The sequence below is a fragment of the Pseudomonas sp. GW821-FHT11G12 genome, from assembly GCF_058808055.1.
The window spans coordinates 439,453-451,723 of sequence record NZ_JBXARH010000003.1 but is presented as its reverse complement, the minus strand read 5'-3'; the positions used below and the strand labels follow the sequence as shown (position 1 = coordinate 451,723).

Below are 12,271 nucleotides of genomic sequence, written 5' to 3'. Positions count from 1 at the left end.
TGGACGCAAATTCTCCACCTAATAGATTAGGCCGCTCAATGCAGCGGAGAATTTGGTAATGATCGTTTTAACCAGAGAAGTGGGCGAATCGCTACGGCGTGACAAGTACGCCAATGTGCAGGGTGCTGACTTCAATCTCTACGGTCATTTCGCCGACTTCGTCAGACTGACCAAAAGTTGGGAAAACATGGAGCCTGACAGTTACTACGGTCAGGCTGAAGCCGGCATGCGTTACCGTCGTTACAGCGACTTTGAGTACAACCCCAAGACACGCGAACTGAAGCAACTGGAACACCGCGCGTACGTGCAGTCCAAGGAAAACAATGCTTACGTGGGCGGCGTTGTACGGCACTTCCAGGACTTCTCTGATGAAGTCATCAGTTCGCCGGTGATGCGCAGCCTGATCGACACCGATTTCGAAGTGTACAAAAGCGTGTTGCCGGAAGAGCTGCACGATGAAATCTGGCAATGCCAGATCCATCAGATCCGCATCGAGATCAAACCCGGCAAACAACTGGAAATCACACCGGAAGGCATTCACTGCGACGGTTATCCGTTCAGCGGTGTGCACTTCTGGGGCCGCAACAATGTCGAGGGCGCCGAAAGTCGTCTGTACGACATTCACGAGCAGCAACTGGCGTCGACCACTTACCTGGAAATCCTCGACACCACTTACTTCCTCGACCGCGACATGCGCCACTACGTGACACCGGCACGCAATACCCACTCCCATGCCATGGCGTACCGGCAGATTCTGGCGATTTCCTTCTCGCGGCCCGGGACCGCTTTCGACATTGTTCGCTAATCAGATCACTCAAATTGACGGCGTCGAATGCTCGACGCCGGTGGTGCTGCGGCGCGCGACGGCCAAGGATGCGCAGCGCATGGAGCGCTTCTTCCGCCAGTTCGACGAAGTGTCGTTCTGCGAATGGCAGGACGCCAAATGCCTGCGCGGCGTGCTGATCCAGAAGACCACCACGGCGTATCTGGCCTTCGATGTCGAAGGCGAGATCGTCGGCGCGGTGCTGGGCGGCATGCTGGGCAGTCGCGGTACGATCAACCATCTGGCAGTCAGCGCGCGCTATCGCAGCCAGGGCGTCGGCCAGCGGCTGGTGGAAGCAGCGTCGGCCGACATGAAACGGGTCGGTGTGCTGCGGATGTTCCTGTTCGTCGATGATGCTAACCTCGCGGGCAAGCGTTTCTGGACTGCCCAGGGTTTTTGCGAACCACACGGCGAGCGGACATTTGAGAGGGATCTATGAATGAAACATCCGGCAGTGCGCCGCTGATGGTCGACCGTCAGCCGTCGCGCACTTTTGCCGAAGCCAGCCCGGTGGTGGCCGGTTATTTCACCGTGTCGTTCGTGTTCGGGTTGATGGCGGTCAACGCCGGGCTGCCGCTGTGGCTGCCGGTGGCAATGTGTCTGTTCGTGTATGCCGGGGCTTCGCAATTCGCGGCGCTGGCGCTGATCAGCAGCGGGGCGTCACTGACCACCATCGTGCTGACCACGTTTCTGATCAATGCGCGGCACATGCTGATGTCGGTGTACATGGCGAAGGCCCTGCGGGCGCTGGGCCTGAGCCGCATGGAGCGCTGGTGCTACGCCGGCGGCCTGACCGATGAATCGTTCGCCTTCCACAGCGTCAAACTGGGCACCGGTGCGCCGGTAAACATCCGTTATCTGATCGGCTTCAACCTGTTCTGCCACACCTCCTGGGTGATCGGCGGATTGCTCGGCGCCCTGTGCGCGCAGTACGCGTCACACCTGATCAAATACCAGCTCGACTATGCGCTGACCGCGATGATGCTCTACGTGCTGGTCTCGCTGTGCAACACCCGCAACAAACTCATCGCCGCACTGGCCGCTGTGGTCTGCATGGGCGCACTGAGCCTGGTCGGCAGCTCGCCATTCAACGTTTTCATCGCCACGTTTGTGGGCTGCGGAGTGGGTGTATGCCTGACCAAACGTTCCTGATTCTGGTGGTCGCGCTGATGATGGCCGTGACCTTCCTGCCGCGTGCCTTGCCGTTGCAGGTCAACACCGAGCACTGGCCGCCCTTCATCGCCCGGGCGCTGGAATACCTGCCGGTGGCGATCGTCGCTGCGATCAGCCTGACTCCCTTGTTGATCAAGGATCAGCACATACAGCTCGATCGCCCGGAATTCTATGCAGCGATTCCGACGCTGTTATGTGCGTATTTCAGCAAAAACCTCTTTCTCAGTGTGGCGGTTGGGACGGCTGCGTACATTGCGCTCGGCTCGTTCATGTAGCGGAAGATCGACCACATCGTTCAACGCCTGGCCGGACAGATCCGGGTTGTTCACCGCCAGGCGCACTTCGAGGAAATCCTCGAACCCGGGGAAAATCGTCAGGCCGTTCTTCTGCGCGGCCTCGCGGGAGACCATGCCGACGGCGTCCATTTGCGTGATGAGCGACAGGGTCAGCGTTTCGCTGCAGGAATAAATCGTCCGTTGGCTGTTCTCGTGATTGCCCAGCCCGGCGTCGAGAAAACGCAAAAAACTGTGGGAATACGGACAATCTTCTGCCGGACGCACCTGAAACTTGTTGCCGAGCAACGTCAGCGGATCGTTTTCCTGGCCGCAATGCGCGCCGACCACTTGCACCTGCACTTCAGGCAGGACAATGCTCGGCAAACCCGGACGTTGCGGGCCGATCAACACCGCGAGGTCGAAGTCCTCGTTCTTCAGCTTGCTGAGGTTTTCCATCGACTCGGCGTAGCTGAATTCCATCTGGTAGTCGGGAAACACGTCGATCAGGCGTCCGATCAATCGTCGGTTGAAATCCGGGTCCAGCGTGGTGTTCAACGCCACTTTCAACGTGCGCTGTCCCGGCACCTTCAGCGCCTCGACTTTCTCTTCCATCTGCCGCGTGGCAATCAGCACTCTGTCCATATAGGGCGTCAGCTCCGTGCCTTGCGGCGTCAGCGTCAGCCCTTTGTTGGAACGGCGAAACAAGCGGAAACCGAACTGTTCTTCGACCTTGTTCAACTGCGCGGCCAGGGCCTGCACAGTCAGGCACGAATGCTCGGCTGCGGCCGACAACGAGCCGGTCTGCACGATGCGCATGAGGTTGCGTAAGGTTCTGCTATCCATGGGTAATGCCCTCTGAAGTGGGCTGGGTATTGTTGTGTACGTGACGGCCTGAACGGCTCCATTTGCCGGCTATATTCCTGCACCTGAGCATAGTTGTCGCGCAATTAGTAGCGAATTGATGTCCCTGCCGATGGCTGGAGGCTGACACAGGATCGGGGTTTTTGGTGACGCGGGGGTGATTGGGGTCAAAAAAAGTGCACGGTTTGGGTGCGTTTCCGGGGTTTTTCAAAGGGAAACGACTGACACGAATGGGGGCTTTCGCCCGCAATTTTTACGGATAGGTCTCAGAGATCACTGCGAATGAGCTGATATCGGACGCGGTCTTTTGCTCAAATTCAGGCCTGGTTGTGACAAGTTATTCATTACACCACCTCACAAATGAAGTACCCCACCCCTACTTTTTCCCCTACCGGCACACGCCTAAATTGAGCTCCAACACCTGACCATCATCCCGAGGCCAGGTCACTGGAGTAATCGTCATGCCATTTGTCAGCGTACGCATCACCCGCGACGGTGTTACCCGCGAGCAGAAAGCTCAGGTGATCGCCGAAATCACCGAAACCCTGGAACGCGTCCTCAACAAACGCCCGGATCTGACCCACATCGTGATCGAAGAAGTCGACACCGATAACTGGGGTTACGCCGGCATCACCACCACCGAATACCGCCGACAACTGGCGGAACGGAATCAGTCATGACCGCACTCACTGTCTTTTCGGTCACCATCAACCTGTTGAGGATTTCATCATGAGCCATTCGAAAAAAACCGTCGTCATCACTGGCGCCTCCCAAGGTCTGGGCGAAGGCATGGTCAAGGCCTTCCGTGAACTGGGCTACAACATCGTCGCCACTTCGCGCTCGATCAAACCGTCGAACGATCCGCAGATCCTGACCATCGCCGGCGACATAGGCGATCCTGCCACCGCTCAGCGTGTGATCAGCGAAGGTGTGGCGCGCTTTGGCCGCATCGACACCCTGGTCAACAACGCCGGCATCTTCGTCGCCAAACCGTTCACCGCCTACACCCCGGAAGACTACGCGGCGGTGCTGTCGGTCAACCTCAACGGCTTCTTCTACATCACCCAACTGGCCATCGCCGAAATGGAAAAACAGGGCAAGGGCCACGTGGTCAACATCACCACCAGCCTGACCGACCACGCGGTCGACGGCGTGCCCTCGGTCCTCGCCTCACTGACCAAGGGCGGTCTCAACGCCGCCACCAAATCCCTGGCCATCGAATACGCCAAACGCGGGATCCGGGTGAACGCGGTTTCGCCTGGCATCATCAAGACGCCGATGCATGGCGAGGAAACCCACGCGGCACTGGGGGCTCTGCACCCGGTTGGGCACATGGGCGAGGTCGACGATATCGCGCAGGCCGTGGTGTATCTGGATAACGCGGCGTTTGTGACGGGTGAGATTCTGCATGTGGATGGCGGGCAGAGCGCCGGGCACTGACCGTCGGCGTGTCGATCGGGTGCAACTGATTGACCTGATGCGGCTGGCCGAGGCTTCGGTCAGCTGCATCCATACAGAATCGTGAACGATAGGATCAAGCCGCAGGGGGGGGCTTGTTTTTCTTACGCCTGTCAATGAAACCAGGACTGCAGAATCAATTTGATACCGAACGGATCGCTGAAATTCGGCTCAATCATTTTGATCCTTTTTGTTGATCAGCTTGGTTCCTCGTCCCACTCGCAGCGCTTTCGAGACCACATTACGAAGGCTGTTGTCCACAATACCCAGCAGGCGACGACCCGTTTCTTCCGGGCGGCCACTGAACGACGTTACGTGAAAGTATTCGTGATCATCCGGCGAAGTTGCCGAGAAGTAATAGTTGGAAACACAGCACCGAGGCATTTCGGCGCGAACACCGCTCACGGAGTGCCAGGAGTATTTGTTGGTTTCCATCACCACCAGGCGATTGCACTTGGACACGATCGTTTTCTGCTGCTTGACCTTCGGATCCCACAGCTCAAAGTTGCCGCCATTTTCAAGCACCCAGTCGGGCGACACGTAATAGAGCAGATTCAGGCGGCGGTACAGGTTGCGCGTGCCGTCGTGGCTGTTGTCGATGTGAGGGTTCAGAAAGTCACCTTGGAACATCATCGACAGGCCGCCGGCGTACAGGCTTGGGTCCGGCACGACATCGTCCATCCCGACCAGTTGTGCAACCTTGGCCACAACAGATTCGTGCTGCATTGCGTAGGTCACGGCGCTCAGGATCTGCGGATAGTCGGAGAGATTGGTCAGCGTCTTTTTCTTCTCCCGGAACGACTGGCGGTCAAAGAACCCATCAGCATTACGCGGGAACGCCTCATAAATCGCCTCGGCCATTTCGTCCGTGAGCAGGTCGTCAACGAAGAAGTGGCGAGTGTGGGTGCCCTCGGGATTGTTCCACTGTCTCTGAATGTCAGTGCCCATTTCGTCAAGCCGATTGACGATAAGCGCAGCGATTTGTGTGACTTCCATTTGAGATCCTTGGCCTGGTGGCATTTGAGCGACCAACATTCTCCCCGAAACGGATCATCGTATTCAAACGGAAGCAGTTATTTTGGGAATGGTGACAGATCTATTTTTAGCACGCTCATCTGATACGGAGGGGTAATGTTGAGCGTGGGAGGGAAGCTGCAAGTGCGTGTTGTAACCAGAAAATCTTGCACCTTAATCACGTATTGAGTGCCGGGTATGGGTAGGCTCTGAAAATGATCCTTCCCAAGGCCACACTGGAAATAAATCTGTCCCCATTTCTCAGTCCCCATTTCTCATGACATTTTACATTTTGAAAGAGAATCTTTCGGGAGTTCTGAGGAGGCGAACTATCGTTAAGGGTGGTAGCAATTGGCTACTTATTCTTTTGGGGATATAAATGGAGCGATACAGAAATTTAGGTGGCGATTCGAATGTGGTCGCCTATGAGCTGGGGCAGGGTTCAATTACTGTTCAGTTCGCAACCGGTACCCACAGGACGTATGTATATGATTCGAATCGGCCGGGTGCTTTGGTCGTGGCGGAGATGCAGCGATTGGCTGTAGCGGGGCAAGGGCTAAATAGTTACATCGGCCGAGTTGTGAGAGGTAGCTATGCGAGCAAGCATTAAATACGGCTTCTAGAAACAACAAAGCCCCTGCATTTCTGCAGAGGCTTTGTTTTGTATGGTGCCGGCACCAGGAATCGAACCCGGGACCTACTGATTACAAGTCAGTTGCTCTACCATCTGAGCTATACCGGCGTGTGGGCGACGATTATAGCGACTCGGTTGCTTCTGTAAACCCCTGAATTCAGACTATTTTTGCGCGGGCTTCGATCAGGCCCGGCGCAGGACGTTGCGCAGTTTCTGGATCGCTCGCCAGGCGCGGTTGTTCTGGATGGCGCGCAGTTGGGCTTCGGCGTGTTCGGCGCGTTGCAGAGCGGCGCTGATTTGCGCCAGAGCGTCGGCTTCGCCGGGGCTGACGGGGTGGGCGAAGGGGTGGCCGAGGCATAGCTGGAAGTTGTCGAGTTGGCAGGGCGCCATGTCGAAGGCCGGTTTCAGATTCAGGTGTTCGTCGGCCAGGAAGTAGCTGTTGAGGCCGTCGAAGCAAACGTTGGTGTAGCCGGCGTCGGTGACCAGGTGTTCCCAGGTGTGGTCGCGTTCGAACGGAGTTTCGATGAGGATGATCCATGGACGGAAGCGGCTGAAGTCCATGCCGCGCAGCACGGTTTCCTCGTGGCCTTCGACGTCGATTTTCAGGAAATGGATTTCGCGGCCGCTGGTGTGTTCTTCGCAAATCGAGGTCAGGGTCCGGGCCTGGACGGTGAGGCTGCGCACGTCGAGGCCGAGATCGCGGCGCTCCTGGGCGGTGACGGGGTCGGCGGTGGACAGGCCGGTCCCGGGAATGCCGTAGAAGGTCACTTCACCGGGCTTATCACTGGCGATGCATTGCAAGGTCGTGTCGCGCGGGCGTTGTTCGCACAGGGCGTCGTGGAAGTTCTGCATCGGCTCGACGTTGATGCCGCTCCAGCCGCGATCGTAGAACGCCTTGGTGACCGAGTCGTGGGTCGGATCGTTGGCGCCGACATCGATGTAGAAGCCGTTTTCAAAGAACTTGAGGGCGCGCCACAGGCGGATGTCTTCGAAATTCTGTGCGTAAGAGATGAACGTCACGGTCGCTCCCTGTCGGTCAGGTTCTTCTTGTTCGTGCGTGCGCTGCCGGCACGGTGTGAGCCTGTATAGCAAGGGTGGTGGGCAGGCGCAATTTTCGGTTGCCGGCGTCCGTGATTCGGCGGTTATGTCCTTTTGCTTGGGGGCTTATGCACAACAGGCGTTTAATTCGACAGGGTCAGGCGGGATTTTGTGGACGGGTTCTCATTTGAATCGCAAATCCCTGTTTTACCGGTTTTTTATTCATATGAACAAAAAATGACCAGGGCTGTTAATGGCTTGAAACAGCCGTGGATATTGGATCCACGATAAATCCATCAACAGAGTTATCCACAGGCTGCAAGGAATTAAGCGCGTTCGGCCAGCAGCAGGAAATTGCGGGGTGTGAGCGGCGCCTCGCAGAAGGTACCGAGACGTACGACGTATCCCTGTTCGGTGAGGAAAAGTGCCCGATCAAGATTCAGCCAAAGCTCCAACGGTCGTCGGAAGAGTCCGCGCATTAATTCCAGGTTGCGAACTTCGGCCAACCGCTGCCAACCCGCTGCTTCCAGTGCCGGCCAATCGTGCTCGCCGATTGTGGATAACTCTTTCAACGCCGCCAGGTCGCGACAGAAGTCGTCGAACGGCTTGTCCAGCCAGGCGCTGGGAAGGGATGGCGTCGGGAGGTACTCGTCGATGCCCCGCACTTGCCGTTGCAGCAGATCGAAGGCCAACCGACGGGCCATGGAGGTATCACGTTGACGTCGGACGCGGGCCCCGGCAGTGACGGTTTCGCTCATCGGTAGGGACAGATCTTCCAGCGAGAGCTGGAGGTCTGATCGCGAACCAGCGGAGGACAATGCCTGATATTCAGTAAGACTGATCCGGTTGTAGCAGCACGGTGCGATCGCCAATTGTCGGCAGCCAGCGTCGGAAGCCAGTTGCATCAGCCGCACATGCAGGTCGCCGCAAGCGTGCAGGGCGACGGGTGTGTGCTCGGCGTTCAGCAATAAAGCGGTGTTCGCCGCGAGCACATCCTGCTCGACATGCAGCGTATTCAGGTGATGACGTTGACTCAGCGCCTGACCGCTGGCGACCAGCGCCGGGTCATATTCCAGACAGGTGAGTTGCTGGTCAGCGCCGAGCAGGCGACGGCCCAAATGACCTTTTCCCGAACACCAATCCAGCCAGTGCTTCGGTTGCGAGGCAAACGACAAACGGCTGGCGAAGGCCTCGATCTGCTGCCATTTGCGCCCCGGCACATCGACATTCAGTCGATGGCTGGAAGCTTCCAACTCGTGTGCAGGTAATTCACCCACCGAGCTCAGCTCAAGCGATAACGCTGCCAATGAAGCAAAGGGTTCGGGCGCACCCAAAAGTTCGGCAGGATGGTTGTGGGCGTTTTCCGCATCCTCCAGCGACCGACCACGTAGCCACAAGGCCAGCTCCGGGTAGGACGCTTCCCAGGGCAGTTGCAGATGAGTGAACGGGCGGGGTTTCCACAGCGCCTGATGCGCCGTGAGAAATGTATCCAGTGCCGTGAAACGGGCGAGCAGATCCTCGCCCGTCAGCACATAAGAAGCTTCAGCGCCCCTGGCAGGCATCGACGCGCAGCCAGCGTTCCAGCAACTTGAAGCCGCGAACCAGCACGTAGGCCATTACCAGATAGAACACACCGGCCGCGAAGAAGATCTCCACCGGCAAGTAAGTGCGGGCAATGATCGTACGGGCCATGCCGGTCAGTTCCAGCAAAGTCACCGTACTGGCCAGGGCACTGGCCTTGAGCATCAGGATCACTTCGTTGCTGTAGGCCGGCAAGCCGATGCGCGCAGCACGCGGCAGGATGATGTAGAACAGCGCTTTCGGCCGGGACATGCCCAGCGCCCGCGCCGCTTCGATTTCACCCGGGGGAATCGCCTGGATCGCGCCGCGCAGGATCTCGGCGATGTACGCCGCGGTGTGCAGGGTCATGGTCGCGGTAGCGCACCAGAACGGATCGCGCAGGTACGGCCACATCGAGCTGTTACGCACCGCGTCGAACTGCGCCAGGCCGTAATAGACCAGGAACAACTGAACCAGCAACGGCGTGCCACGGAAAAAGAAGATGTAGGCGTAGGGCAATGCGCGCACGTACCACAGCTTCGAAGAACGGGCGATGCCCAGCGGGATTGCCAGCAGCAATCCGGCGATCACGGCGATGGCCACCAGTTCCAGGGTCAGGGTCGCGCCCTGAGCCAGTTTCGGCAGCCACTTGATGATGACTTCCCAGTTCATTGAGCGCTCCTCGCGAAGCCGCGTGCGGCGCGTTTTTCCAGGAAGTGCATGCCGGTCATGGCCAGTACGGTCAGGCCCAGGTACATGAAGGCGGCGACCATATAGAAGGTGAATGGTTGTTTGGATACGGTCACGCCGATCTGCGCGTGACGCATGATTTCTTCCAGGCCGATCACCGACACCAGTGCGGTGTCCTTCATCAGGATCATGAACAGGTTGCCCAGACCGGGCAGGGCGATGCGCCACATCTGCGGCATGATCAGCCGGGTGAAGATCCGCCATTTCGACAGGCCCAGGGCCACGCCGGCCTCACGGTGGCCTTTGGGAATGGCGAGGATCGCGCCACGGAACACTTCCGTGGCGTAGGCGCCGAAGCACAGGCCCAGCGCAATGACGCCGGCGGCGAAGGCGCTGAGTTCCAGATCGGGATTGCCGAAGAACTCACCGAGGGCGCGCATGGCGTTGACCGTACCGAAGTAGATCAACAGCACCCAGAGCAATTCCGGGACGCCGCGCACCAGGGTCGAATAAGTGCCGCCAAGCCATTGCAGCGGCTTGTACGGGGAAGTCTTGGCCAAGGCGCCGAGCAGACCGAGCACCAGCCCGAGGCACAGGGCCGAGAGTGCCAGTTTGACGGTCATCAGCGCGCCGGCGGCGAGCGCCGGGCCGAATCCGTAGAGGTCGATAATCATGGATTTCTTTTCAAATCGCGGCAGGCAAGGCCGGGGATCGGCGCCACTCTGTAGCGGCGTCGATCCGGCAGGTCAGGATCAGTAGATGCTGAACGGGAAGTACTTGTCGTTGATCTTCTTGTAGGTGCCGTCGGCAACGATTTCCTTCAGCGCGACGTTCAGCTTCTCGCGGATGGCGTCGCCTTTACGTACAGCGATACCGATCTTGTCGCTTTCTTCCACCGGGTCGCCCTTGAATTCGTAGGCTTTGCCGGCGTCGCTTTTCAGCCACTCGTAGTTGACGTATTTGTCGGCGAGGATGCCGTCCAGGCGACCGGAAGTCAGGTCGAGGTAGGCGTTTTCCTGGGTGTCGTAGAGCTTGACGGTGATGTCGTCACCGAAGTGATCTTCCAGGAAGGTGCCGGCCAGGGTCGCGCGCTGGGCGCCGATCACTTTGCCCTTCAGCGCAGCCTTGTCGGTTTTGAAGTCGACGTTTTTCGGCGCGATGAATTGCAGCTTGTTGGAGTAGTACGGGTCGGTGAAGTCCACCGCTTGCTTGCGCTCGTCGGTGATCGACATCGAAGAGATCAGGAAGTCGAACTTCTTGGCGTTCAGGGCCGGGATGATGCCGTCCCAGTCGGAAGTGACCACGGAGCACTCGACTTTCATCTTGGCGCACAGGGCATCGCCGATGTCTTTGTCGAAGCCGACGACGTTACCGCTGGCATCTTTGTTGTTGAACGGCGGGTAAGCCGCTTCGATGCCCATCTTCAGGGTCTCGGCCATGGCGCCGGCGCTGAACGCCAGGGATACGGCGGCGGCCAGGAAGACCTTTTTGTAGTTCTGCATGCGGGTAGCTCCGTTAGCGGTTGCTGGACATGAATTGTTTGCAGCGCGCCGAAAGCGGGTTTTCGAACACCTGCTGTGGCGATCCTTGCTCTTCGACCAGGCCCTGGTGGAGGAACACCACTTCACTGGAAACCTGACGGGCGAACCCCATTTCGTGGGTCACGAGCAGCATGGTGCGGCCTTCTTCGGCCAATGCGCGGATGACATTAAGTACTTCCTGGACCATTTCCGGGTCAAGGGCGGAGGTGGGCTCGTCGAACAGGATCACCTTGGGCTGCATCGCCAGCGTGCGGGCAATCGCCGCGCGTTGTTGCTGACCACCGGACAGTTGCGCCGGGTAGGCGTGGCGCTTGTCGGCGATGCCGACCTTGGCCAGCAGGGCTTCGGCGACTTCGATGGCTTCGGCCTTGCTCTGGCCGAGCACGCGGCGCGGGGCTTCGATGATGTTGTCGAGCACGCTCATGTGCGGCCACAGATTAAAGTTTTGAAACACAAAACCAATCTCGGAACGCAGGCGATTGATCTGTTTGCCGTCGGCGGCAACCAGTTCGCCATTCTTGGCGGCCTTGAGCTTGAGTTCTTCCCCGGCCACCAGGATCTGGCCCTGATGCGGGTTTTCCAACAGGTTGATGCAACGCAGGAACGTGGACTTGCCGGAACCGGAGGAACCCAGGATCGAGATCACATCGCCGTCGCGGGCGGTCAGCGAGATGCCTTTGAGCACCTCAAGCTGTCCGTAGCGTTTGTGCAAGTTGCGGATTTCAAGCGCGGGCGTGGCCTCAGCCATGTGCGTTCCTCATATATGTTGCGCTCCTGCTGTTGGTTGGCCTTCCTGGCGAGGCGGCCAAGCTAGCATAGCGTTTCAATGGCAGCCAACAGCGCTACGGGCGGTAAACGGATGGCGTGTGGCAGGTTGTCGCATCGGCGCAGCAGACTGTCGCCCCATCAACAACCGAACGGGTGTTTGAACGTTGATTCCCGTGGGTGCCGCGTAAAAAAAGGCGCGATGTTGCCACCTTTGGCGGGGTGTTGGAAGCGCTAACCGGCCGAACGTTCCTCATTCGCCCTTTTATTGTGCATCCCACACTTTTTCAGTGTGTTTCTGGTGCGCTCGATCGTTTAAAAAGTGAGTCGCAGGGTAACGCTTTGGCGAAAGGCCAGCATTCTCAAGGACTTGCGATGACTGTCCGGTCGCGCTGAAAACCGCGAGGCAGAAGAGTTTGAAACATTTTGGCGCAATTAT

General features: G+C 58.3%; 14 protein-coding genes and 1 tRNA gene. 6 read left to right on the top strand and 9 right to left on the bottom strand.

Features of this window, described 5'->3' with window-relative positions; all coding sequences use genetic code 11:
• Positions 1-58 precede the first annotated feature (58 nt).
• The 4 genes from AC1RR7_RS13345 (at position 59) to AC1RR7_RS13330 (ending at position 2,271) form a co-directional block, all read left to right on the top strand.
• Positions 59-805 (top strand): 2OG-Fe dioxygenase family protein, encoded by a 747-nt coding sequence (locus AC1RR7_RS13345; protein WP_096821932.1) that lies wholly within the window; start codon positions 59-61, stop codon positions 803-805.
• A gap of 79 nt (positions 806-884) precedes the next feature.
• Positions 885-1,262 carry a GNAT family N-acetyltransferase gene (locus AC1RR7_RS13340; protein ID WP_096821986.1) on the top strand — a complete coding sequence of 126 codons (378 nt, stop codon included), beginning with the start codon at positions 885-887 and terminating at the stop codon, positions 1,260-1,262.
• Positions 1,259-1,975, top strand: a complete 717-nt coding sequence (locus AC1RR7_RS13335) for an AzlC family ABC transporter permease (protein WP_085608636.1) — start codon at positions 1,259-1,261, stop codon at positions 1,973-1,975. The genes AC1RR7_RS13340 and AC1RR7_RS13335 overlap by 4 nt, the downstream gene beginning before the upstream one ends.
• The gene (locus tag AC1RR7_RS13330; RefSeq protein ID WP_007909127.1) at positions 1,954-2,271 is read left to right on the top strand and encodes an AzlD domain-containing protein; all 318 of its coding nucleotides are present in this window, start codon (positions 1,954-1,956) and stop codon (positions 2,269-2,271) included. Before AC1RR7_RS13335 ends, AC1RR7_RS13330 begins: the two co-directional genes overlap by 22 nt.
• On the opposite strand, the gene AC1RR7_RS13325 is transcribed toward AC1RR7_RS13330, so the two are convergent.
• Positions 2,188-3,114, bottom strand: coding sequence for a LysR family transcriptional regulator (locus AC1RR7_RS13325; RefSeq protein ID WP_085712740.1), 927 nt, complete (start codon positions 3,112-3,114; stop codon positions 2,188-2,190). The two genes, AC1RR7_RS13330 and AC1RR7_RS13325, sit on opposite strands and share 84 nt — an antisense overlap.
• A 479-nt stretch (positions 3,115-3,593) precedes the next feature.
• Here AC1RR7_RS13325 and AC1RR7_RS13320 point away from each other — a divergent pair, with 479 nt between their 5' ends.
• Together AC1RR7_RS13320 and AC1RR7_RS13315 are read left to right on the top strand one after the other, a co-directional pair.
• Complete coding sequence (locus AC1RR7_RS13320; RefSeq protein WP_065257763.1) at positions 3,594-3,812, top strand: tautomerase family protein; 219 nt, start codon at positions 3,594-3,596, stop codon at positions 3,810-3,812.
• Positions 3,813-3,861: 49 nt separating this feature from the next.
• A complete protein-coding gene (locus tag AC1RR7_RS13315) occupies positions 3,862-4,572 on the top strand; it encodes an SDR family NAD(P)-dependent oxidoreductase (protein ID WP_096821934.1) in 711 nt (236 codons plus the stop codon).
• 189 nt (positions 4,573-4,761) lie between these two features.
• Here AC1RR7_RS13315 and AC1RR7_RS13310 read toward each other — a convergent pair whose 3' ends face one another.
• From AC1RR7_RS13310 to AC1RR7_RS13275, 8 genes are all read right to left on the bottom strand, one after another.
• Positions 4,762-5,586: a 2OG-Fe(II) oxygenase gene (locus AC1RR7_RS13310; protein ID WP_192559510.1), complete on the bottom strand. Its 825-nt coding sequence runs from the start codon at positions 5,584-5,586 to the stop codon at positions 4,762-4,764.
• A gap of 684 nt (positions 5,587-6,270) precedes the next feature.
• Positions 6,271-6,346, bottom strand: a tRNA-Thr gene (locus AC1RR7_RS13305).
• A gap of 75 nt (positions 6,347-6,421) precedes the next feature.
• A complete protein-coding gene (locus tag AC1RR7_RS13300) occupies positions 6,422-7,258 on the bottom strand; it encodes an FkbM family methyltransferase (RefSeq protein WP_493157652.1) in 837 nt (278 codons plus the stop codon).
• A 344-nt stretch (positions 7,259-7,602) separates the two neighbouring features.
• Positions 7,603-8,838 carry a methyltransferase gene (locus AC1RR7_RS13295; RefSeq protein WP_102620619.1) on the bottom strand — a complete coding sequence of 412 codons (1,236 nt, stop codon included), beginning with the start codon at positions 8,836-8,838 and terminating at the stop codon, positions 7,603-7,605.
• Positions 8,819-9,508: an ABC transporter permease gene (locus AC1RR7_RS13290; protein WP_007952568.1), complete on the bottom strand. Its 690-nt coding sequence runs from the start codon at positions 9,506-9,508 to the stop codon at positions 8,819-8,821. Before AC1RR7_RS13290 ends, AC1RR7_RS13295 begins: the two co-directional genes overlap by 20 nt.
• On the bottom strand, positions 9,505-10,200 hold the full coding sequence (locus tag AC1RR7_RS13285) for an ABC transporter permease (RefSeq protein ID WP_096821938.1): 696 nt from the start codon (positions 10,198-10,200) through the stop codon (positions 9,505-9,507). The genes AC1RR7_RS13290 and AC1RR7_RS13285 overlap by 4 nt, the downstream gene beginning before the upstream one ends.
• A gap of 78 nt (positions 10,201-10,278) precedes the next feature.
• Positions 10,279-11,028 (bottom strand): ABC transporter substrate-binding protein, encoded by a 750-nt coding sequence (locus tag AC1RR7_RS13280; RefSeq protein WP_096821939.1) that lies wholly within the window; start codon positions 11,026-11,028, stop codon positions 10,279-10,281.
• Positions 11,029-11,041: 13 nt separating this feature from the next.
• Entirely contained in the window at positions 11,042-11,815 is a 774-nt protein-coding gene (locus AC1RR7_RS13275) for an ABC transporter ATP-binding protein (protein ID WP_007897462.1), read from the bottom strand.
• Positions 11,816-12,271: the final 456 nt, after the last annotated feature.

Excerpts from the sequence above, each read along its gene's own strand:
- AC1RR7_RS13275 (WP_007897462.1), bottom strand. The coding sequence starts at position 11,815 with ATGGCTGAGGCCACGCCCGCGCTTGAAATCCGCAACTTGCACAAACGC.
- AC1RR7_RS13295 (WP_102620619.1), bottom strand. The coding sequence starts at position 8,838 with ATGCCTGCCAGGGGCGCTGAAGCTTCTTATGTGCTGACGGGCGAGGAT.
- AC1RR7_RS13315 (WP_096821934.1), top strand. The coding sequence starts at position 3,862 with ATGAGCCATTCGAAAAAAACCGTCGTCATCACTGGCGCCTCCCAAGGT.
- AC1RR7_RS13290 (WP_007952568.1), bottom strand. The coding sequence starts at position 9,508 with ATGAACTGGGAAGTCATCATCAAGTGGCTGCCGAAACTGGCTCAGGGC.
- AC1RR7_RS13330 (WP_007909127.1), top strand. The coding sequence starts at position 1,954 with ATGCCTGACCAAACGTTCCTGATTCTGGTGGTCGCGCTGATGATGGCC.
- AC1RR7_RS13335 (WP_085608636.1), top strand. The coding sequence starts at position 1,259 with ATGAATGAAACATCCGGCAGTGCGCCGCTGATGGTCGACCGTCAGCCG.
- AC1RR7_RS13340 (WP_096821986.1), top strand. The coding sequence starts at position 885 with ATGGAGCGCTTCTTCCGCCAGTTCGACGAAGTGTCGTTCTGCGAATGG.
- AC1RR7_RS13320 (WP_065257763.1), top strand. The coding sequence starts at position 3,594 with ATGCCATTTGTCAGCGTACGCATCACCCGCGACGGTGTTACCCGCGAG.
- AC1RR7_RS13285 (WP_096821938.1), bottom strand. The coding sequence starts at position 10,200 with ATGATTATCGACCTCTACGGATTCGGCCCGGCGCTCGCCGCCGGCGCG.
- AC1RR7_RS13345 (WP_096821932.1), top strand. The coding sequence starts at position 59 with ATGATCGTTTTAACCAGAGAAGTGGGCGAATCGCTACGGCGTGACAAG.
- AC1RR7_RS13280 (WP_096821939.1), bottom strand. The coding sequence starts at position 11,028 with ATGCAGAACTACAAAAAGGTCTTCCTGGCCGCCGCCGTATCCCTGGCG.
- AC1RR7_RS13310 (WP_192559510.1), bottom strand. The coding sequence starts at position 5,586 with ATGGAAGTCACACAAATCGCTGCGCTTATCGTCAATCGGCTTGACGAA.
- AC1RR7_RS13325 (WP_085712740.1), bottom strand. The coding sequence starts at position 3,114 with ATGGATAGCAGAACCTTACGCAACCTCATGCGCATCGTGCAGACCGGC.